The 20,568-nt window shown below is 72.8% G+C and carries 16 protein-coding genes; 9 read left to right on the top strand and 7 right to left on the bottom strand.

Translation table 11 applies throughout. From position 1 onward, the window contains the following. Nucleotides 1-658 precede the first annotated feature (658 nt). Both IE207_RS16295 and IE207_RS16290 read left to right on the top strand, forming a co-directional pair. On the top strand, nucleotides 659-1,021 hold the full coding sequence (locus tag IE207_RS16295; RefSeq protein WP_190184924.1) for an STAS domain-containing protein: 363 nt from the start codon (nucleotides 659-661) through the stop codon (nucleotides 1,019-1,021). A 53-nt stretch (nucleotides 1,022-1,074) separates the two neighbouring features. Next, entirely contained in the window at nucleotides 1,075-1,473 is a 399-nt protein-coding gene (locus IE207_RS16290) for an ATP-binding protein (RefSeq protein WP_190184923.1), read from the top strand. On the opposite strand, the gene IE207_RS16285 is transcribed toward IE207_RS16290, so the two are convergent. The 7 genes from IE207_RS16285 to IE207_RS16255 form a co-directional block, all read right to left on the bottom strand. Beyond that, nucleotides 1,460-2,068, bottom strand: coding sequence for a hydrolase (locus tag IE207_RS16285; protein WP_190184922.1), 609 nt, complete (start codon nucleotides 2,066-2,068; stop codon nucleotides 1,460-1,462). The two genes, IE207_RS16290 and IE207_RS16285, sit on opposite strands and share 14 nt — an antisense overlap. Before the next feature lie 26 nt (nucleotides 2,069-2,094). Next, entirely contained in the window at nucleotides 2,095-2,538 is a 444-nt protein-coding gene (locus IE207_RS16280; protein ID WP_190184921.1) for a MarR family winged helix-turn-helix transcriptional regulator, read from the bottom strand. Between the two features lie 330 nt (nucleotides 2,539-2,868). Next, nucleotides 2,869-3,939: an alpha/beta hydrolase gene (locus tag IE207_RS16275; RefSeq protein ID WP_190184920.1), complete on the bottom strand. Its 1,071-nt coding sequence runs from the start codon at nucleotides 3,937-3,939 to the stop codon at nucleotides 2,869-2,871. 4 nt (nucleotides 3,940-3,943) lie between these two features. Next, complete coding sequence (locus tag IE207_RS16270) at nucleotides 3,944-5,581, bottom strand: molybdopterin-dependent oxidoreductase (protein WP_190184919.1); 1,638 nt, start codon at nucleotides 5,579-5,581, stop codon at nucleotides 3,944-3,946. Nucleotides 5,582-5,723: 142 nt separating this feature from the next. Beyond that, nucleotides 5,724-5,915 carry a hypothetical protein gene (locus IE207_RS16265; protein ID WP_190184918.1) on the bottom strand — a complete coding sequence of 64 codons (192 nt, stop codon included), beginning with the start codon at nucleotides 5,913-5,915 and terminating at the stop codon, nucleotides 5,724-5,726. Nucleotides 5,916-6,120: 205 nt separating this feature from the next. Then, a complete protein-coding gene (locus IE207_RS16260; protein ID WP_190184917.1) occupies nucleotides 6,121-8,397 on the bottom strand; it encodes an alpha-N-acetylglucosaminidase in 2,277 nt (758 codons plus the stop codon). Between the two features lie 64 nt (nucleotides 8,398-8,461). Beyond that, nucleotides 8,462-10,141: an alpha-galactosidase gene (locus IE207_RS16255; protein WP_229873770.1), complete on the bottom strand. Its 1,680-nt coding sequence runs from the start codon at nucleotides 10,139-10,141 to the stop codon at nucleotides 8,462-8,464. 191 nt (nucleotides 10,142-10,332) lie between these two features. Here IE207_RS16255 and IE207_RS16250 point away from each other — a divergent pair, with 191 nt between their 5' ends. From IE207_RS16250 to IE207_RS16220, 7 genes are all read left to right on the top strand, one after another. Continuing rightward, nucleotides 10,333-10,977 carry a TetR/AcrR family transcriptional regulator gene (locus IE207_RS16250; protein ID WP_190184916.1) on the top strand — a complete coding sequence of 215 codons (645 nt, stop codon included), beginning with the start codon at nucleotides 10,333-10,335 and terminating at the stop codon, nucleotides 10,975-10,977. Nucleotides 10,978-10,992: 15 nt separating this feature from the next. Continuing rightward, nucleotides 10,993-11,928, top strand: coding sequence for a serine/threonine dehydratase (locus IE207_RS16245; RefSeq protein ID WP_190184915.1), 936 nt, complete (start codon nucleotides 10,993-10,995; stop codon nucleotides 11,926-11,928). 306 nt (nucleotides 11,929-12,234) lie between these two features. Further along, nucleotides 12,235-13,569 (top strand): ABC transporter substrate-binding protein, encoded by a 1,335-nt coding sequence (locus IE207_RS16240; RefSeq protein ID WP_229873769.1) that lies wholly within the window; start codon nucleotides 12,235-12,237, stop codon nucleotides 13,567-13,569. Then, entirely contained in the window at nucleotides 13,566-14,486 is a 921-nt protein-coding gene (locus IE207_RS16235) for a carbohydrate ABC transporter permease (protein WP_190184914.1), read from the top strand. Before IE207_RS16240 ends, IE207_RS16235 begins: the two co-directional genes overlap by 4 nt. A 56-nt stretch (nucleotides 14,487-14,542) precedes the next feature. Beyond that, the gene (locus IE207_RS16230) at nucleotides 14,543-15,301 is read left to right on the top strand and encodes a carbohydrate ABC transporter permease (RefSeq protein ID WP_373304719.1); all 759 of its coding nucleotides are present in this window, start codon (nucleotides 14,543-14,545) and stop codon (nucleotides 15,299-15,301) included. Between the two features lie 44 nt (nucleotides 15,302-15,345). Further along, on the top strand, nucleotides 15,346-18,402 hold the full coding sequence (locus tag IE207_RS16225; RefSeq protein WP_190184912.1) for an alpha-mannosidase: 3,057 nt from the start codon (nucleotides 15,346-15,348) through the stop codon (nucleotides 18,400-18,402). 145 nt (nucleotides 18,403-18,547) lie between these two features. Next, nucleotides 18,548-20,563: an NADPH-dependent 2,4-dienoyl-CoA reductase gene (locus IE207_RS16220; protein ID WP_190184911.1), complete on the top strand. Its 2,016-nt coding sequence runs from the start codon at nucleotides 18,548-18,550 to the stop codon at nucleotides 20,561-20,563. The last annotated feature ends 5 nt before the right edge of the window (nucleotides 20,564-20,568 follow it).

Raw genomic sequence — 20,568 nt, 5'->3', positions numbered from 1 at the left:
ACAAGCAGCTCAAGAGCTTCACAGCGAATCTGGCCAAGGGGGATGCTCTTGAGGTCAGCCTGATGCTTGGAGTCGCATCTCCTGGCGAAGTCTATGAAGTCACACCGGAGCTGGAGATCCTCAAGGGAGGGAAGCACGAATTTCTTCGGATTCCAAACGCTGGTGGGCCATTCAAAGTCGCGGGCGACCTCGCGTCAAGCGCACCAGGGATAAACTTCGGGGGGGGGGGGGACAGTAATTCTTTGCCGGCTTTCCCGAAGGCCTGAAGGCCAAGACTTCCTTTGCTCGGCCGTCCAGCGGCGAAGCTCCGCCACAGCCGCTTTGGCCCCGGCCGGCATGGCGTCGCCGTCGACCTGGCTCGTCAGCGCTGCGCGGGTGGGGCGGAGGTCCCGGACCTGGACGGTTGCCGGACTCCACGGACTCACGTGGACGGTACGGACTGGGTCTCGGCTTCTCGGGGTCAAGGGGGCGCAGGTTCAGATCCTGTCGTCCCGACTTTGCGAAGTCGCGGTTCAGGGGCCGCTTCAGGGAGATCTGGAACAGCCCCCGGCCGTTTCGGCGCCGCGTGGCGCGGTGATCCGGATCTTCGCGGCTCCGGACGCGTATCCCGGCGGGATCCGGGCAGGCGCACCCACAGCTGGACGGAAGGTGGTGCCGGATGGTGCCGGGAGCGGGCAATGAGCGGTTCACTGTCGATGTGCGGGCCGTGGACGGGACCGTGGTCCTCGCGCTGACCGGAGAGCTGGACCATGACACGGCCCAGCCCTTGCGGGACGCCCTGGACGCGACGGTCACCCCTGGTGGCCGGTTGTTGGTCGACGTGTCCGGGCTGGGCTTCTGCGACTCCACCGGACTCAACGTGCTGCTGCACGGCAGGATCGCGGTCCAGGAAGCCGGCGGCACGCTGGAGCTGGCCGGTCTGAGCGGACCCGTCGCCCGGATGTTCCGCATCACCGGCGCGGACGGTGTGTTCCCGGTGTACGCGGACGTGGCGCAAGCACTGGAACGACAGCCCGGCTAGCCGCTCGGGCGTACGGAGGCCCGTGGGGCCGAGGCGACACGAGGAGATGAACCATGCCGCAGCGAGGGTCCCCCGGCCGGGCGCGGGTCCTGCTGCTGGAGGGCGCGGCCGACCCGGTATCCCGCAGCCGTGACTTCGCGCGCAGGGCGCTCGCTTCCTGGAAGTGGCTCCCGGAGGCCGCCGAGGACGTCCTGCTCCTGGTGTCCGAGCTCGTCTCCAACGCGTGCCTGCACGGCGGGGGGCCCGGAACGCTGCTGCTGCACTGGACCCCGGAGCGGCTGCGGATCGAGGTGACCGACGGCAACCCGGCACCGCCGCTACGCGCCCCGGCCACCGACCCGGGGCAGCCGGGCGGGCACGGGCTGCTCATCGTGGACCGCCTGTCCCGCAGTTGGGGCTCGCACCCCGGGAACGGCGGCAAGTGCGTCTGGCTGGAGGTCAGTCCCGGCTGACCGGCTCGTCGTCCAGCGCTTTCAGAGCCATGACGATGTCCGCCGTCGCGCTGACCTTGCCCAGGCGCGGGAAGATCTTGCCGAAGCTGTGGTCGTGGGAGCCGGTGTCCATGTCGGTGGTGGCGTCCTCGGCGAAGACCAGCTCGTAGCTGTGTTCCCAGGCCGTGCGCGCGGTGGACTCGACGCCGATGCTGGTGGAGATGCCGCCCAGGACGATCCGGTGGATGCCGCGACGGCGCAGCTGGAGGTCGAGTTCCGTACCGGTGAAGGCGCCCCAGTGCCGCTTGGTGACGACGACGTCCCCGAGCGCGGCGAGCTCCGCGGGGAGCTCGGAGAAGGCGGCGGGCGGAGCCGAAGCGGGGCCGGGCCGGTCGACGTTGGCGGTGGGCAGGTCGCCGCCGTCGGGGGACCAGGCCACCTTGACCAGCACCACCGGCAGCCGGTGGGCCCGGAAGGCTTCGGCGAGGGCGATGCCGTTCTCCAGGATCCGCGCCGCGGGCGTCGCGGTGGGCAGGGCCAGGATGCCCTGCTGGAGGTCGATGAGGACCAGCGCGGTGCCGCGGTCCAGGGTGAGGGCGGGCGTCGGTGCGGTCATGAGGGGCTCCTCGGTTCGGTGGGCGTTCAGTCCTCGGCCAGGCGCCGCAGCAGCGGAACGGCTTCGGCCAGCAGCCGCTGCTCCGCCGGGGCCAGCCGCTCGGCGATGAGTTCGGCGATCCGCCCGTGCCCCGCCTCGCGGCGCAGTCCTACGAGGGCTCGGCCCTGCGGCGTCAGCGCGATCAGCTGCCGGCGCCGGTCGGTGGGGTGCGGGCTGCGGGCGACGTGACCCTCGGCCTGGAGGGAGTTCACGGTGGCGATGAGCGACTGCGGCCGGATCTTCTCGGCCCGCGCCAGCTCGGACGCCGTGGACGGTCCGAGCCGGTCCAGCCGCTTGAGGACGGACATCTGCGACAGGCTCACCCCGTCCCCGGCTGCGGCGCGCCACTGCCGGACCAGCAGGGCGACGGCCAGTTGCAGCTCCTCGGCGATGCCGCGGGGCGTGGCGTCGGCGGGCCGTGCGTCGGTCATGCGCCGAGGCTATAGATGCACAGGCAGACTTACAAGTCTGCCTTACGGTCTCCGGTGGGACCCGAGAGCGGCCGGCCGCAGCCGATGCGCGCCGGGGCACGTAGATCCGGTACGCGCCCACGGCGGCTGTGCGCAACGTGGTCGGCGCGGCCTTGCGGGCCCCGACCACGTTGCGCACGGCCGTCGCGTTCCAGTCGGCTCGGCTCGGGGGCGCGAGCAGACGTACTTCGGCAGATCCGCACGTCCCGGCGAACTCCGCCACCGGGCCGCTCGCGCCCGGGTCGGCGTCGGTGGCCGGTCACGCCGCTCACCGGTCGCCGTGCGGCCCGGTCAGCGGGGCGGGGCGGAAGGGGCCGGGATCTCGGAGCTCAGCCAGCCCAATGCGTCGGGGTACATCCCCGTCCACGTCTGGAAGTTGTGGCCGCCGGCCGGGCGTACCAGCGTCTTGACCCGCACCCCCGTCCCCGCCGCGGCCTTGGCGAAGGCCTCCAGCTGTCGCGGCGGGCTGTCCTTGTCCTGCGCGGACGTGGCCAGGAACAGGCCGACGTCCGCCTTCTTCGCGTGCGTGACCAGCCACATCGGGCTGTTGCGCTCGCGCAGGCTCGGGTCGGCCAGCACCCCCGGATCCCCCGTCAGCGCGTCGGGGTCCAGTGCCGCCCCGGCGCCGAACGCCTTCGGGTACTGCAGCGGCAGCTTCGCCGCGCAGAACGCCCCCGTCGAGATGCCCATCACCGCCCACCCCTTGGGCTGGGGCAGCGTACGGAAGTGCCGTGCGACCAGCCCGGGCACGTCGTCCGCCAGCCAGGTGGCCACCTTGTGCCCCGGCACGTCACTACAGGCGGTGTTCACGCCGCCCGGGTAGATCTCCGGGATCACCAGGATGAAGGGGTGCGTCGCGCCCAGCCTGACCAGGTCCTCCAGCGCCCCCGGCATGTCGCCCAGCTCCAGCCACGAGCGCGGCGAGCCCGGGTACCCGTGCAGCAGCATCAGCACCGGGAAGCGGGTCTTCGCTGCGCCCGCCGCGTTGTACTCCGGGGGAGTCCAGACGATCACCTGCCCGGCCAGCTTCGAGTGCGAGCCCCGGAAGTACGTGCTGCGGGTGCCGTCCTCGCCCAGCGTGAAGGTGGCCCGCCCCACCGGGGGCCCGGTCATCGTGGAGTCGTTGCCGGCCGGGGTGCCCAACAGGTCGTCCCAGGAGGCGTAGAGCCCGAAGCTCCCGTTGATCCAGGCCGCCACGACACAGATGGCGGTCAGCTGGCACAGCGCGATCATCAGCACCCGCGCGGTCCAGCGCAGCCAGCCGGGCCCGGGCAGCCGGTTCCACAGCAGCAGCGCCGCGAGCATGGCGAGCGCGGTGACCACGACCAGGGTCACCAGGAACGACGTACTGGTCAGCTCCACGGCCTCAATGTACGGCGCGCCCGCCCGGCTCGGCGGCGGAACGCACCGTGTCGGCGGCCCGCACGTGCACCGTCACCGCGTGCCATCCCGTGGCCCCGTCCGGGACCGTCCCCCTGCGCTCGCCCGTCTGCACGGCGCCGGTCCGGTCCGTGGCCCGGACCTCGACGGTGTGCCGCCCGGGCGCGGCCTCCCACGGCCACAGCCACTGGCGCCAGGTGTCGTCGCCGTCGGAGTCCGCCAGCCGGGCCCCGTGCCACGGGCCGCCGTCGACCCTGACCTCCACCCGGGCGATGCCCCGGTGCTGGGCCCAGGCCACCCCGGCCACCACCACCCGGCCCGCCGCGGGTTCCGCCCCCGCGCGCGGCGTGTCGATCCGCGACTGCGTCTTGACCGGCCCCTGCCGCGCCCAGGACCGGCGCACCCAGTACGCGTCGTACGCGGCGAAAGTGGTCAGGCGCAGCTCGTTCAGCCACTTGCAGGCCGACACGTACCCGTACAGGCCCGGCACCACCATCCGCACCGGGAAGCCGTGGGCGAAGGGCAGCGGCTCGCCGTTCATCCCCACCGCCAGCAGCGCCTCCCGGCCGTCCATCACGGCCTCGACCGGCGTGCCGATCGTCATCCCGTCCACTGACCGCGCCACCAACTGGTCGGCCCGGCCGCCCTGCGAAGGCGGCCGCACCCCCACCTCCCTGAGGAGGTCGGCGAGCCGGACGCCGAGCCAGCGGGCGTTGCCCGCGTACGGGCCGCCCACCTCGTTCGACACGCAGGTGAGGGTGATGTCGTGCTCGACGAGGGGTCTCGCGAGCAGCTCCCGCAGGTCGAGCGTCACCGGCCTCGTCACCCCGTCGCCGTGGATCCGCAGCCGCCAGTCACCGGCGTCCACGCGCGGCACGACCAGGGCGGTGTCCACCCGGTAGAAGTCACGGGCGGGCGTGAGGAAGGGCGACACCCCCGGCGCACGCGCCTGCGCCCCGGCCGGCACCGGCGGGGCGGGCACCGCGGGAGCCGGCAGCACGAGGCCGGCCCGGGAGGCCGTCGCCCCCGCCGACCCGTACGCGCCCAGGCGCCGGCCGGCGTACCAGGCGCCCGCCGAGACGGCCGCGGTGCCCAGCACCAGCCGTCCGAAGCCCCGCCGGTCCATCAAGCCGGCCCCGCCGGGCGACGCGCCCACCGGAAGCGGCCGGTTCAAGGCCCTGACCAGCAGGTACAGCACTCCGGCGGCGACCAGCCCGCCCAGCACCGAGGGCAGCGCGTCCTGCCAGGCCGCCCCGGGCCGGCTGAGCGCGGCCGATGCGCCGACGAGCCCGAAGCACGCGGCCACCGCCATCCCGGCGCGCGTCCGGCGCACGGCGAGCACCCCGGCGCCCGCGGCGACCAGAGCGAGCACCACGACGATGCCGAGGGTCAGGACCGTCTTGTCCGCGGTGCCGAAGCTGCGCACCGCCCACTCCTTGACGGCGGTCGGCGTACGGTCCACCGCGGCCCCGCCGACCGCGGTCACCGGGGACGCCTCGGGGCGGATGACTGCGGCGGCCACCTGCGCCGCCGCCAGCCCGGCGAAGGCCGCGAGCAGCCCACAGACCGCGCCGAGAGCCGTCCGGGGCCGGAGGCGCCCCGATGCCGACTGCACACCGCTCATCACTGCACACCGCTCATCAGGGTCACCGCCCGGGCTCGCGCCGGCCCCTACGGCCGTTCCCCCTCGACTGTCCCCCCACTGCTGTCCCTCTGCGACTGTCCCCTACGACTGTACGAGCCCCCGGGGCCCGCGGCCGCCCCGGTCAAGCGAGCGGATGACCGGCCCGCTCCGCGGCCCGCCGGGCCAGTGTCTCCAGGCAGTCCTCGCAGCCGGCGGCGGTCCGGCCGGCGGCCAGCTCGCCGCGCTTGCGCAGCTCCACCACCCCCTCGGCGGCCGCGAGCAGCGCCAGCAGCTCCGGGGTCGCGGAGGGCCGCTCCCGTTCGGTCTCGGACATGCCCCATGCACTCCTGACGGCGTCGGAAGGGGCGGCCACCCGGAGCACTCCGGGTGGCCGCCCCTGTCGGGTCCGGGTCAGTGAACCGACGACCCGTACCGCGCGCCGCCGCGCTGCGCGCCCTCTCCCTCGCACGAGTGCCGAATTTCCCACGGGAGGGTGACGCTCGCCCTCCGCCGGCGTGCCTCCCCTGCGCCGGTACGGCTCAGGTGCCGGCCTTCGGCAGGGCCGCCGCCACGGCGGCCGCCAGTGCGTGCGGGTCCCCGCTCGGGGCCGCCGGGTGGCGGGTGGTGCGCCGCGCCCACGCCTCCTCGAAGGCGTGCCAGTCGATCGCCTTCGGTGAGGCGTGCTTGACCAGCGCCTCCTCCAGCGAGGCGAAGTACCGGTCCCAGCGGGCGGCGTACAACTCCGAGACCAGACCGCTCCATTCGCGGTTCGCGTAGTCGTGCAGGAAGCCGCCCTCGCTGGTGCTGCGCCGTCCCCACACGCTCAGGATCGAGCGCGCGTCGTACTCGTAGCGGTCCTGCTCGGCGCGGTCCGCGCCGCGCGAGCGGGCCTCGGCCAGCCAGTGGCCGAGCAGGAAATGGGGGTCGGAGCCGGTCACGGCGTCCAGCTTCCGCTCCCCGTCCCGCCATTGGGCGGTCAGCTGCCGCAGCCGCGTCAGGTCCTTGGCCTCGTAGGCGGCCCGGATCTTCGGCAGCAGCACCCGGGAGTGATTGGCGAGGGCCTGGCGGGCGGTGTCCACCAGGTCGAAGCGGTAGGCGCTGGTGGACCTGAGCGCCGGGGGCACCGCCAGGAGCTGGTCAAGGGCCCGTCGGACCGAATCGGCCTGGTAGCGCATGGACTTGGGGCTCCAGTGCGCCGCGCCGGCGGCCGTCAGGCTCGGCCGGGCGGTGAACAGGCTGTCCTGCGACTCCGACCACAGCCCCGAGGAGGTGCTGTACGGGCCCTTGCGCAACTCCTCCCAGGCCGCGGCGGCATGGGCGTCCGGGCGTCCGTAGCGGCGGGCCGCGAAGTCGGCGAACCACTTGCGCTGGTCGACCGGCCCCGGCTCCCAGGCCAGATCGGTGAAGAGGTCGAAGGCGGCCGGGTTGGTGCCGGTGGCCTCCGGCAGGTACGCGGTGCCCTTGAGCGCGCTGTCCGGCTTGGCGCGCCAGGCGCCGAACCGGTCGATCCACACCGAGGTGTTGGCGCCGATCGTGGTGTGGCCGCCGAAGTTGTAGATGGTGCCCATCGCGTACGGGGTGCCACCCCAGCGGGCCTCCCGGTCCAGGCGGTTGTACCGGTCGGACAGGCCGTCCAGGATCAGGAGCTTGGAGGTGTCCACCCCGGCCAGCAGTTCCTTCGTGGGGTCGTCCTGCCAGCCCAGCACCGCCCACAGGGCGCCCGGGTGGGCCGCCCACAGCGCCCGCTGGATGGCCCCCGCGGCGGCCCGGACGTCCACCGAGCCCGTGCGGCCGCCCTCGTGCAAGGGGCTCATCCGGTACATCGCGCTGTCGCCGAAGACCTCCCGCTGCTCCTCGTAGTACGCGGCCGCCAGCTCCCCGAACGCCGGGGAGGCCGGGTCGAGCCAGTCCGGCCGGTCGAAGCCGGCCCAGTCGCCCTGCGCCACGGTGGTCGCGCCCTGGTGGCGGGAGGCGAAGCCGGGCGGGACGGTGCCGAAGTAGCCGGGCAGCACCGGTGTCATGCCGAGGCCGCGCAGCTGGTCCGCGATCCGGGCGCCCAGGTCGGCCCGCTCGCGCATCAGCCGTTCCGTGACCGGGCCGCCGAAGCCGCTCAGGTTCTGCAGCAGCCACCAGCTCTGGTGGCCGGGGGCGGGGATCCACGTGCGCAGTTCCGCGGCGGAGTAGCCGAACCGCTGGAGGGCCCGGTAGTAGGGGTACTCGGCGCCGGTCTGTACGAACACCTCGTTGACGCCGTGCAGGGCGAGCAGGTCGATCTGCCGCTGGTGTTCCTCGAAGGTGCGGTACGGGCCCGAGTAGCCGTCGTCGGTGTCGTTGAGCGCGTACCGGTGCGGGACCCGCGCGCTGCGGGTGACCGGGGCGGGTACGCCGGGCAGGGTGGCGGGCAGCATGCCGATGCTGTCGCCGGGCCAGCCGATGTCGGCGCCGGCGACGTGCTGGAGGTACCAGCCGACGCCGGTGAGCAGGGTCGCCCCGGTGGAGCCGCGTACGGTGATCGCACCCGGGGTGCCGGAGACGGTGAAGGTGTCGGCCTCGGCGGAGGTGTCGGGTACCAGGGTGAACTGGCCGGCCTGGCGGGGCAGCAGCCGCCGGAGGGCGTCCCTCGCCGGGCCGGTGTCGAAGGTGCGGGGCCGGGCCGCGGGGCGCGGGCCCTCGCGCAGGTCCGCTCGCGCGGGTGAGGCCGCGGCGGGGGCGGCCGTCCCGGGGACGGTGGCGGCGAGGATCAGGGTGAGCAGTGCGGTGGGCAGCGTCGCGAGCGCGACGGATCGGCGCCTGCGGGGGCGCGGAACGCGTGGCATGGGGTGTGCGTCGTCCTCTGGTGTTCGGGTGCCGTGACGGGTGGGGCTGAGGGGGTGGCGGCCGTCAGACCGGCAGGGCCCAGGTCTGGTCGACGCGGTGGTCACCGCAAGGGGCGAGCCGGAGCCGCTCGGCGGGGGCGTGCGCGGCGCTCGTCGCGGCGGGCGCGGTCAGGCACAGCCCGCTCACGGTCTCGGTCAGGGTGCCGCTGCGGTCGTGTTCCCAGCTCTGTCCCGGCCGGCCCGGCGCGCAGCGGGCAAGCTCCACCAAGCCCTGGTCGCCCGCCGACAGGCAGGCGCCGGCCAGTCGCAGCGTCGCCCCGTCCCCGAGGCTCCACCTCTGGTCGGGGGCGCCGGTGCAGGCCGCCATCACGACGGCGCCGGCCGCGGTGGTGTTGGCCCCGTCGGCGCACGTGGCGCCGGCACCGGCGATCTGCCCGGTGGGCACCGCCCCGGCGCACCCGCGCGGGGAGAGGCGCCAGACGCCGGTGTCGTGGGCGGCCACCCGCCCGGTCAGCGAGCCGCCGACCAGAGCGCGGCGACCGTTCCAGAGGTCCTTGGCGTCGGCGGTGCACCCGGGCAGGCCGACCTCCCCGAGCGGGACGTCGATGTCGCGGGCGGCGCCCGAGCGGTTGAGGACGGCCACCGCGCGGTCCCCGTTCGCGAGCGGCCGCACCAGGATGTCGAAGGTGGCGTTGGAGGAGACGACGGCGCCCTGACGGCCCATCGGGTCCTGGTCGAGTGCGATCAGATCGGTGTTGCCGAGGGCGGCGAGCCCGGCCGGGCTCAGCTGGGAGACCTGGGAGGAGAGGATGAAGGGGGCCGCCATCATGGCCCACAGGCCGACCTGGCTGCGGCTCTCCGCCGCGCTCAGTCCGGGCGCGCCCGCGATCAGGAAGTCCGGGTCGTTCCAGTTGCCGGGACCCGCGTACCGGCCGAGCCAGCGGTTGTAGCCGTAGTTGCCGAGGACCGAACTCCAGCGGGAGGTGTTCGGGGCCTTGGCGTTGTAGACCTTGATGTCCCTTCCCTCGCGCCACAGTTGGCCCGTCTCGCCGACCCAGTGGAGCACCTTGTGCCAGTCGGATCCGCCCCATTCGCCCTGCTGGAAGTAGGCGGGCGCGGACGCGGACAGCACCATGTCCCGTCCGCTGTCGCGCAGGGCCCCGGCGACGGCGTGGTAGGCGTCGCGGTAGGCCCGTTCCTTCGTGGTGCCGGGCGGCACGTAGAGGTTGCAGCCGTCCATCTTGACGTAGTCCACGTTCCAGGACGCGAACAGCCGGGCGTCGCGGGCGTAGTGGTCCGCGCCGCCGCCCGCGGGGGCGCCGCTGCCGGGATAGCCCTCGCAGGTGAGGGAGCCGGCGTCCTGGTAGATGCCGAACCTCAGTCCCTTCGCGTGGAGGTGGTCCCCGAGCCACGCCATGCCGTGCGGGAACTTCCGGGTGTCGGTGACCAGATCGCCGTCCGCGTCGCGGGACTTCGTCATCCAGCAGTCGTCGACGGTCACCGTGTCGTAACCCTTGGCGGCGAGCCCGGTGGACACGAGCGCGTCGGCGTTCGCGAGCACCTTGGCCTCGTCGATGTCGCACATGTAGTGCGCCCAGTTGTTCCAGCCCATCGGAGGGGTGAGCGCGAGCGGGGTGTCGGAGGTGGCGGTGGGCCCGGCCGTCGCCGGTGCGGCGCCGAGGGCGAGCGCCAGCAGGGCGGCGGCGGTCAGACAGGGGAGCAACGCACGCGGGCGAGGCGGCACGGGATCTCCTTGAGTGGGGGGAGCACCGACGGGCTGTCGAGCGCTCAGTGCAGCGGTGCGACTACCAGCTGTCAACGCCTGCCGGTGCTTTCGTCCCGATCACCAGCAATATGGGCGCAGTCGCGTCACACGATCGAGGCCGCCCGACTTTTTGTGACGCCGTATGTGACGCCGTCTGTTACGGTGTATCAATGCCGCGCAGATCACCCGCCCTCGACCGGGCCACGCCCGGAGCGATCGCCGAAGCCGCCCTGTGGATCCTGGACGAGGAAGGCCCCGGCGCCCTGAGTTTCCGCGCCCTCGCCGAACGGCTCGACGTCTCGCACGCCACCGTCCAGCGGCGCTGCGTCGACCTCGCGGGGCTGCTCGACCTCTGTACCGAGCACCTGGCCGCCAGACTGCCCGACATCCCGCCCACCGCCGACTGGGCCGAGGCCACCGAATTGCGCTTCTCGGCCTTCTACCGGCTGCTCGTCGCCCATCCCGGGCTGCTCGTGCTGCGCGGCGGCCGGCCCTGGCTGGGCCGGCAACTGCTCGCCCGGCTCGTCGAGCCGGCCCTCGCCGACAGCGTCGCCGCCGGCATGAGCGCCGCCGAGGCGATGACCGCCTACCGCCGGATGTACCTCCTCACCCTCGGCAGCGCCGCCTTCGTGGACCACCGCGATCCGGCGGGCGCCACCGCCGCCTCGCGCGCCGCGCTGGCCGCACTGGACCCTGCCGGGTTCCCGGTGCTCTCCGCCGGGATCGCCGACGTGCTGCCCGCCCTGACCGACCACGAGGTCTACTACGGCGCCCTGCGCCAACTCATCGAAGCAGCCCGTCCCGCCGCCTCCTGAAAGGGGCCGACGCCCATGGAACAGCAGCTCGACTACGCCGCCGTACGCGCCGCCGCCGAACGGATAGCCGGGGTGACCCGGCCCGCCGCCGTCGTGCCCGGCGGCGACGGCGTCTGGTACGCGCTGGAGTACCTCCAGCACACCGGCTCCTTCAAGGCCCGCGGCGCCCACAACTTCCTCGCCGCCCACCGCGCCGCCGGCGCCCTCCCGCCCGCCGGCGTCACCATCGCCTCCGGCGGCAACGCCGGCCTCGCCTGCGCCTGGGCGGCGCGCGCCCAGGCGGTGCCCGCCACCGTGTTCCTGCCCGCCAACGCGCCCCGCGTGAAGGTGGAACGGCTGAGCGGCTACGGGGCCGACGTACGCCTCGTCGGCGTCCGGTACTCCGAAGCCCAGGCCGCCTGCCGGGAGTTCGCCGCCGACAGCGGCGCCCTGAGCAGCCATGCCTACGACCATCCGCTGATCGCGGCGGGCGCGGGGACCCTGCTGGACGAGATCCGGGCCGCTCTGCCCGGCCTGGACACGGTCGTCGTGGCGGTCGGCGGGGGAGGGCTCTTCGCGGGCGTCGCCACCGCCGCCCGCGAACACGGCGTACGGGTCGTCGCCGCCGAACCGGAGCACTGCCGGGCACTCAACGCGGCCCTGGAGGCGGGCCGGCCGGTCGACGTGCCGGTGGACTCCGTGGCCGCCGACTCGCTCGGGGCGACGAGGGTTGGCGCCGACGCGCTGGACGCCGCCCGGCGCGAGGGCGTGGACTCGGTGCTCGTACCGGACGCGGAGATCACAGCCGCCCGCCGCGGGCTCTGGGAGGACCACCGGATCGTGGTCGAGCCCGGCGCCGCCACGGCCCTGGCGGCGCTCGGCCGGATCCGGCGGGCACCGGGCGAGCGGGTCGCCGTCATCCTCTGCGGCGCCAACACGGATCCCGCCGACCTTTCACCGGCCGCGCGGTAAAGCGCATTAGTCTCCCGTCCGGAGCCCGGCGGGAAAACGTCCACAAGGAGCCAACCTCCGCCGGTAAAGGGCATGCGCCATCGAATTGGTGCACCGGCGCGAGGACGGCTGACTAAAGCGAATTAGTGCAGGTGGCCGCGGTGTTGACGAAAAGGCCTTCCTCTGCCTGGAGCCGGCCGTGGGGACGCGGTACCCGCAGCGGCCCGGCCAGCGGCTCCCCGGCCACGTTGACGGGCCCCCGGATCCGGGCGAGCGTGGTCACCGCTCTCCGGCAGCGCTGCCGGAATCCCCCTGGAGGCCCCGACGATGCCCCGTTCCCCCATGACCCGCACCGTCCTCGCCGCCCTCGCGACGGGCACCTTCTTGTCGAGCGCCGCATGCGGGGTCGGCGGCGGCCCGGGACCGGCGCGGGAAGCGGCGAAGACCGGCAAGGTGGCCGGCGAGATCACCTTCCGCACGCTCCAGCTGAAACCCGTGTTCACCACGTACGTCCAGGGAGTCATCGACGCCTTCCAGCGGAAACATCCCGAGGTGAAGGTGAAGTGGGAGGACGTGCCGGGCGACGGCTACAACGAGAAACTCGTCGCCGACGCCCAGGCCGGAGCCCTCCCCGACGTCGTCAACCTCTCCACCGACTCCTTCCAACTCCTCGGCGACCGCGGCATGCTCGCCGACGTCGCCAGACTCGACCCGCAGATCGCCGAGGAGTACGTCCCCGGAGCCTGGGAGCAGTTCAAATTGCCCGGCAAGGGCGACAGCGTGTACGCCTACCCCTGGTACGTGACCCCCGAGATCCTCACGTACAACACCGACCTCTTCCGGGAGGCGGGTCTGGACCCCGCCAAGCCGCCGGCCGGCGTGGAGCAGTTCTTCGACTACGCCGAGCAGATCGCCGCACGGTCCGGCGGCCGGTACTCCGCCTTCATGGCCGACCCCAAGGGACGGCTCCCCGGGGACTGGCAGAAGATGGGCGTCCCGGTCCTGAACGGCACGAAGGACGCCTTCGCCTTCGACACCCCCAAGGCCGTCGAGTGGGTCGAGCGGATGAAGTCCCTCTACGCCAAGGGCGCCATGCCCAAGGAATCCCTCCTCAAGTCCGACGACATCAACCAGCTCTACGGCGCGGGCAAACTCGTCTTCGGCCCCGGCTCACCGGGCTTCGTCAAGGACATCAAGCAGAACGCCCCCCAGGTCTACGCCACCACCCGCGTCGCGGGCGCCGTCACCGGACGGCTCGGCCACATCGGCATCTACGCCCAGTCGCTCGGCATCCGCAAGGACACCCCGCACCCGGACGCTGCGGCGGAATTCGCCAAATGGGTCACCAACGGCCCCAACCAGGTGGCCTTCTCCAAGAAGGCCACCATCTACCCCTCCAACGCCGCGGGCCTGGCGGACCCCTACTTCTCCGACAGGGGCGACGGCACGGACGCCGAGACGCTGGCGCGCGCGGTGGGCGCCGAGGAGCTGAGGAGCGCCCAGCTCGACGCGAACACCCCCGTCCAGTGGACCAGCCAGGTCGGCGACGCCGTCGTCCGCGAGGTGCAGAAGGCCATCCAGGGCCAACAGGACGCCAGGACGGCGGTGAGGAAGGCGCAGGAGGAGGCGAACAGGCTGCTCGCCAACGCGGCCCGGAAATGACGGCGGCGCCCGGCCCGGCCGCGGCCGGGTTTCACGACCGGCCGCCCGGGCCCGCACGCTGGGCCCCGTACCTCTTCCTCGCGCCCGGGCTGCTGCTGGTGCTCGTGTTCAGCATCTGGCCGTTCCTGAACACCGTGATCCTCTCCTTCACGGACGCACAGATCCTGCGCGCGGGCCGCTTCACCGGCTTCGCCAACTACCGCCGTGCCTTCGCAGATCCCGACTTCTGGCTCGCGACCGGCAACAGCGTCCTGTACCTGCTGGTCGTCGTGCCCTGCCTGGTCCTGCTCCCGCTGGCCCTCGCCGTCCTGGTGCGTACGAAGATCCCCGGCATCGGGTTCTTCCGTTCGGCCTTCTACACCCCCGTGATCGCCTCCGCGGTGGTCGTCGGCCTGATGTGGCAGTGGGTACTGCGCAGCGACGGCCTGGTCAACACCGTCCTGCGAGCGCTCCGTGTCGTCTCGGAGCCGGTCCCCTTCCTGACGGACAGCACGATGCTGCTGGTCTCCGCGATGGTCGTGACCGTGTGGAAGGGCCTCGGCTACTACATGGTCTTCTACCTGGCGGCCCTCGGGAACGTCCCCGTCTCGCTCTACGAGGCTGCCGCCCTCGACGGCGCGGGCGCCGTCCGGCGCTTCTTCAGCGTCACCGTCCCCCAGGTGAAACCGATGATGCTGCTCGTCGGAACCCTCTCGGCGATCTCCGCGCTGCGCGTGTTCACCGAGATCTACATCCTGGGCGGCGAGAGCGGCGGCCCCGGCGGGGGAGCCCGTACCCTGCCGTTCCTGATCCGGCAGGTCGGCCTCGGGTTCTCCGGCGAGACCGGTTACGCCTCCGCCGTGTCCCTCCTGCTGTTCCTCCTGACGCTGGTGTTCAGCCTGCTGGGCCGCCGCCTGTCGAGGGGGGACGAGAGTTGAGCACGCGGGCCGCCCGGGCCGGCCGGTACGCCACTTTGAGCCTGGTGCTGGTCGTCATGCTCGGGCCGATCGTCTGGCAGTTCCTGACCTCGCTGCGCGGCCGTACGGAGAACGTGTACGACGGCGTCCTGCCGTCGCGGCCCACCCTCGACAACTACGTCCGGGTCGCCGAATCGTTCCCGATGCTGCAGTACACCGGCAATACGCTGGTGGTGGCGGCCCTCGCCGTCACCTCGAACCTCGCCTTCGGCTCGATGGCGGGCTACGCGCTCTCCCGCACCGGCTGGAAGGGCCGCCGGAGCGTCTTCACCGTCCTGGTGGCCACCCTGATGTTCCCCTTCGAGTCCGTCATGATCTCCATGTTCCTCACCGTGCGCGGGATGGGCCTGGTCGACACGCTCGTCGGGGTGTGGCTGCCGGGCGCCGTCTCCGTACTCAACATCATGGTCATGCGGGCGGCCTTCCTCGCCGTCCCCCGGGAGATCGAGGAGGCCGCACTGCTGGACGGGGCGGGCGAGTGGACCCGGTTCACCCGGGTGTTCCTGCCGTCCGCCAAGGGCGCCCTGGCCGTCGTCTGCATCACCAGTTTCATGGGCGCCTGGGACGACTTCCTGTGGCCCCTGCTGGTCCTCACCGACAGCGAGCACTACACCCTTCAACTCGGGTTGAAGACCCTGGCGGGCGCCACCACCGTCAACGACCAGCGGATCATCGCCGCCGGAGCGATGGCCGCGCTCATCCCGATGATGCTCCTCTTCTTCGCCCTCCAGCGTTTCTTCTTCAAGGGCGTGGGCGAGGGAGCCGTCAAGCTCTGAGCCACCGCCCGTCACCCGCCCCTCCCTCTCCTGGAGCAGCCGTCATGCACGACGACCGCAGCGTTGCCGAACTCCGCCTCCGCCGGGTCCTCAAGGAGCGCGTCGCGCCCGCCGTCCACTCCCGCTCCCTCCCGCTGACCGTCGAACGCTGGGACGCGCCGGGCGAGCCCGTCCCGGTGGCGCAGGGGCTGGCGGCCCGCTACGAGCCCTGCGCGGTCGGGGACCCGTGGGGCCCGGCCTGGGACACCACCTGGTTCAAGGTCACCGGCACCGTCCCGGCCGACTGGGCGGGCCGCACCGTCGAAGCCGTCCTCGACCTCGGCTTCGACCGCATGATGCCAGGCTTCCAGTGCGAGGGCCTGGTCCACGGCCCCGACGGCGCCGAGATCAAGGCGCTCAACCCGTACAACGACTGGGTGCGCGTCACCGACCGCGCCGAGGGCGGCGAGCGGATCGAGTGGTACGTCGAAGCCGCCGCCAACCCCGTACTGGTCGACCACCGGCCCACGTACGAGGGGGACCGGCAGACCAGCGGGGACCGGCCCCTCTACCGGCTCGCCCGGATGGACCTCACCGTCTTCGAGGGCGAGGTGTGGGAACTCGTACAGGACCTGGACGTCCTGCACGCCCTCATGACGCAGCTCGACGAGGGCGACGCCCGGCGCTACGCGGTCCTGCGCGCCGTCGACGCCGCGCTGGACGCCCTGGACCTCGACGACGTCCCCGGCACTGCGGCCGACGCCCGGGCCCGGCTGACCGCGGTGCTCGCCGCCCCCGCCCACGCCTCCGCGCACCGGATCAGCGCGGTCGGCCACGCGCACATCGACTCCGCGTGGCTGTGGCCGCTGCGCGAGACGGTCCGCAAGGTGGCGCGGACGACGTCGAACATGGTGAACCTGATGGACGAGCACCCCGAGTTCGTCTTCGCCATGTCGCAGGCCCAGCAGCTCGACTGGATCAAGACCCACCGGCCCGAGCTCTTCCAGCGGATCAAGAAGAAGATCGCCGACGGGCAGTTCGTGCCGGTCGGCGGCATGTGGGTGGAGTCCGACACCAACATGGTGGGCGGCGAGGCCATGGTCCGCCAGTTCCTCTACGGCAAGAAGTTCTTCCTGGACGAGTTCGGGATCGAGACCCGCAACGTCTGGCTGCCCGACTCCTTCGGCTACACCGCCGCCCTGCCACAGATCGTCAAGCTCTCCGGTTCCACGTGGTTCCTGACCCAGAAGATCTGCTGGTCCCAGGTCAACGCGTTCCCCCACCACACCTTCTGGTGGGAGGGCATCGACGGCACGCGCGTCTTCACGCACTTCCCGCCCGTCGACACCTACAACAGCGATCTCGGGGGCGCACAGCTGGCCCACGCGGCACGAAACTACCGCGAGAAGGGGCGCGGTTCGCGCTCGCTGGTGCCGTTCGGCTGGGGTGACGGGGGTGGCGGCCCCACCCGGGAGCACCTGGCGCGGGCCGGGCGCCAGCGGGACCTGGAGGGCTCGCCGCGCGTGGAGATCGAACGGCCCGACGCCTTCTTCGAGAAGGCGCACGCGGAGTACCCGGACGCACCGGTGTGGGCCGGGGAGCTGTACCTGGAGCTGCACCGGGGCACGTACACCTCGCAGGCCAAGACCAAGCAGGGCAACCGGCGCGCCGAATCCCTGCTGCGCGAGGCGGAGTTGTGGGCGGCGACCGCCGCCGTGCGGGTCTCGGGCTACGCCTACCCGTACGAGGACCTGGAGCGGATCTGGAAGACCGTGCTGCTCCACCAGTTCCACGACATCCTGCCCGGGTCCTCCATCGCGTGGGTGCACCGCGAGGCGCGCGAGACGTACGCCCGGGTACGGGAGGAGCTCGGCGCGATCACCCTGGCAGCGCAGCTCGCCCTGGCGGGCAAGGGGACGCGGGAACTCGTCTTCAACTGCGCCCCGCACGCCCGGCGCGGTGTCCCGGCCGGCGGAGCCGGTACACCGGAACCCGCCGGGGAGCCGGTCACCGTCGCGGAGCGGGCGGGCGGCGGGTACGTCCTCGCCAACGGGCGGCTGCGGGTGGAGATCGACGGGCGCGGGCTCATCGTGTCCGCGTACGACCTGGAGGCCGGCCGGGAGTCCGTCGCCCCGGGCGCCGCCGCCAACCTCCTGCAGATCCACCCCGACTTCCCGAACATGTGGGACGCCTGGGACCTGGACGCCTCCTACCGCCACCGGGTGACCGACCTGGTGGACCTGGACTCACTGCACGTGACCGGAGCCGGAACGCGGTCTGCGACGGTCCGGGCCGTGCGCTCCTTCGGCTCCTCCGGGGTGGTGCAGTCGATCGCGCTGCGGGCGGGCGCCAAGACGGTCGACATCCGTACCGAGGTGGACTGGTACGAGACGGAGAAGATCCTCAAGGCTGCCTTCCCGCTCGACGTGAAGGCCGACCGCTCCGCCTCCGAGACCCAGTTCGGGCACGTGTACCGGGCCACCCACACCAACACCTCCTGGGAGGCGGCCAAGTTCGAGATCTGCGCCCACCGGTGGATCCACGCCGAGGAACCCGGCTGGGGCGCCGCCCTCCTCAACGACTCCACGTACGGCCACGACGTCACCCGGGACGTGCGCCCCGACGGCGGGCAGACCACCACCATCCGGCTCTCCCTCCTGCGCGCCCCGCGCTATCCCGACCCGGAGGCCGACCAGGGCACCCACACCGTGGCCTTCTCGCTCGCGCCCGGCGCGTCGATCGCCGACGCCGTACGCGAAGGGCACGCGCTGAACCTGCCGGAGCGGGTGGTGTCCGGGGCGGGTCCGGTGGCTCCGCTGGTGGCGGTGGACAACGACGCGGTGGTGGTGGAGGCGGTGAAGCTGGCCGAGGACCGCAGCGGGGACGTCGTGGTGCGGGTGTACGAGTCCCTGGGCGGCCGGGCTACGGCCACCCTGACCACGGATTTCGCGCCGACGGGGGCCGCCGAGTGCGACCTGCTGGAGCGGCCCCTGCCACGTACCGCGCTCGGCGCCCTCACCCCCGACGGCGCGCTTCCCCTGACCTTGCGCCCGTTCCAGCTCGTCACGGTCCGCCTGCACCGGGCCAGACCCGTAGCCGCTCCGGTCCGCCCGCGTGCGTGAACTGCGCCACAGGGCCGGCCGGGCGCGGGCGCCGGGCCCGGGAATGGCGGGACCCGGCGCCCCGACCGGTTATGCACCTAGTTGCAAAATGCGGTGTCCCTCGCTAGAACAGGTTCATCACCCCGCGCGAGGAGGCACATCCCCCATGACCCGGTACCCGCACCTGCTGAGCCCCCTGGACCTCGGCTTCACCACGCTGCCGAACCGCGTGATCATGGGATCGATGCACACCGGCCTCGAAGAGCACGAGGGCGGCTTCGAGCGCCTCGCCGCCTTCTACGCCGAACGCGCCCGTGGCGGCGCCGGCCTGATCGTCACCGGCGGCATCGCCCCCAACGACGCCGGCCGCCCCTTCGAGGGCGGATCCCGCCTGACCACCGAGGACGAGGCCGCCGAGCACCGGGTGATCACCCGGGCGGTGCACGCCGAAGGCGGGAAGATCGCGATGCAGATCCTCCACTTCGGCCGCTACGCCTACCACAAGGACCTCGTCGCCCCCTCCGCCCTCCAGGCCCCCATCAGTCCGTTCGTTCCCAACGAGCTCAGCGACATCGAGGTCGAGCGGACCGTCGAGGACTTCGTCCGCGCCGCCCGCCTCGCCAAGCTGGCCGGCTACGACGGCGTCGAGATCATGGGCTCCGAGGGTTACCTGATCAACGAGTTCATCGCCGCCGCCACGAACCGGCGGACCGACCGCTGGGGCGGCGCGTACGAGAACCGCGTCCGCTTCCCGCTGGAGATCGTGCGGCGCACCCGCGAGGCCGTGGGCGAGGAGTTCATCCTCATCTACCGCCTCTCGATGCTCGACCTGATCCCCGGCGGATCCACCCTGGAAGAGGTCGTCCGCCTCGCCAAGGAGATCGAGGCGGCCGGCGCCACCATCATCAACACCGGCATCGGCTGGCACGAGGCCCGCATCCCCACCATCGCCACCTCCGTCCCGCGCGGCGCCTACACCTGGGTCACCAAGCGGATCATGGGCGCGGTGTCCGTCCCCCTCGTCACCAGCAACCGCATCAACACCCCCGAGATCGCCGAGGAGTTGCTGGCCGACGGGCGCGCCGACCTGGTGTCGCTGGCCCGCCCCTTCCTCGCCGACGCCGACTTCGTCAACAAGGCCCGCGCCGGCGCCTCCGAGACCATCAACACCTGCATCGGCTGCAACCAGGCCTGCCTCGACCACACCTTCAGCGGCAAGATCACCAGCTGCCTGGTCAACCCGCGCGCCTGCCACGAGACCGAACTGGTCCTGTCGCCCACGCAGTCGAAGAAGCGCGTCGCCGTCGTCGGCGCGGGGCCGGCCGGTCTCGCCTGCGCCGTCTCCGCCGCCGAACGCGGTCACGCCGTCACCCTCTTCGAGGCCTCCGGTCACATCGGCGGCCAGCTCGACATCGCCCGCCGCATCCCCGGCAAGGAGGAGTTCGAGGAGACCATCCGCTACTACGGCAACCAGCTCGTGGAGCGTGGTGTGGAGGTCCGGCTCGACACCCGCGCCGACGTCGAGACCCTCCAGGGCTACGACGAGGTCGTCGTCGCCACCGGCGTCACCCCCCGCACCCCCGACATCGAGGGCGTCGACCACCCGAACGTGGTGACCTACCTCGACGTCCTGCGCGACGGAGCCCCGGTCGGCGAGCGCGTCGCCGTCGTCGGCGCCGGAGGCATCGGCTTCGACGTGGCCGAGTTCCTCACGGACAGCGGCGAGGGGGCCTCCCAGGACCCGGCCGTCTACTTCCGCCACTGGGGCGTCGACACCGCCTACACCGGCCCCGGCGGGCTCGTCGCGCCCGAGCGCCCCGCGCCGCCGCGCCGCGTCCACCTGCTCCAGCGCAAGACCACCAAGGTCGGCGCCGGTCTCGGCACCACCACCGGCTGGATCCACCGAGCCGAGCTCAAGCACCGTGGCGTCGTCTCGGTCGCCGGGGCGACGTACGACCGCATCGACGACGAGGGCCTGCACATCACCGTCGACGGCGAGCAGCGCCTGGTCCCCGCCGACACCGTGGTCCTGTGCACCGGGCAGGAGCCGCGCCGTGACCTGTACGAGGCGCTGCGCGCGGCCGGTGTCGACGCCCACCTGATCGGCGGCGCCGACGTGGCCGCCGAACTGGACGCCAAGCGGGCCATCCGGCAGGGCACGGAGCTCGCGGCGAGCCTGTGAACCGG

This window comes from Streptomyces cirratus (assembly GCF_014650775.1).
In the GTDB taxonomy this organism is placed as follows: Bacteria; Actinomycetota; Actinomycetes; order Streptomycetales; family Streptomycetaceae; genus Streptomyces; species Streptomyces cirratus.
This window is presented reverse-complemented; position numbering and strand designations above follow the sequence as displayed.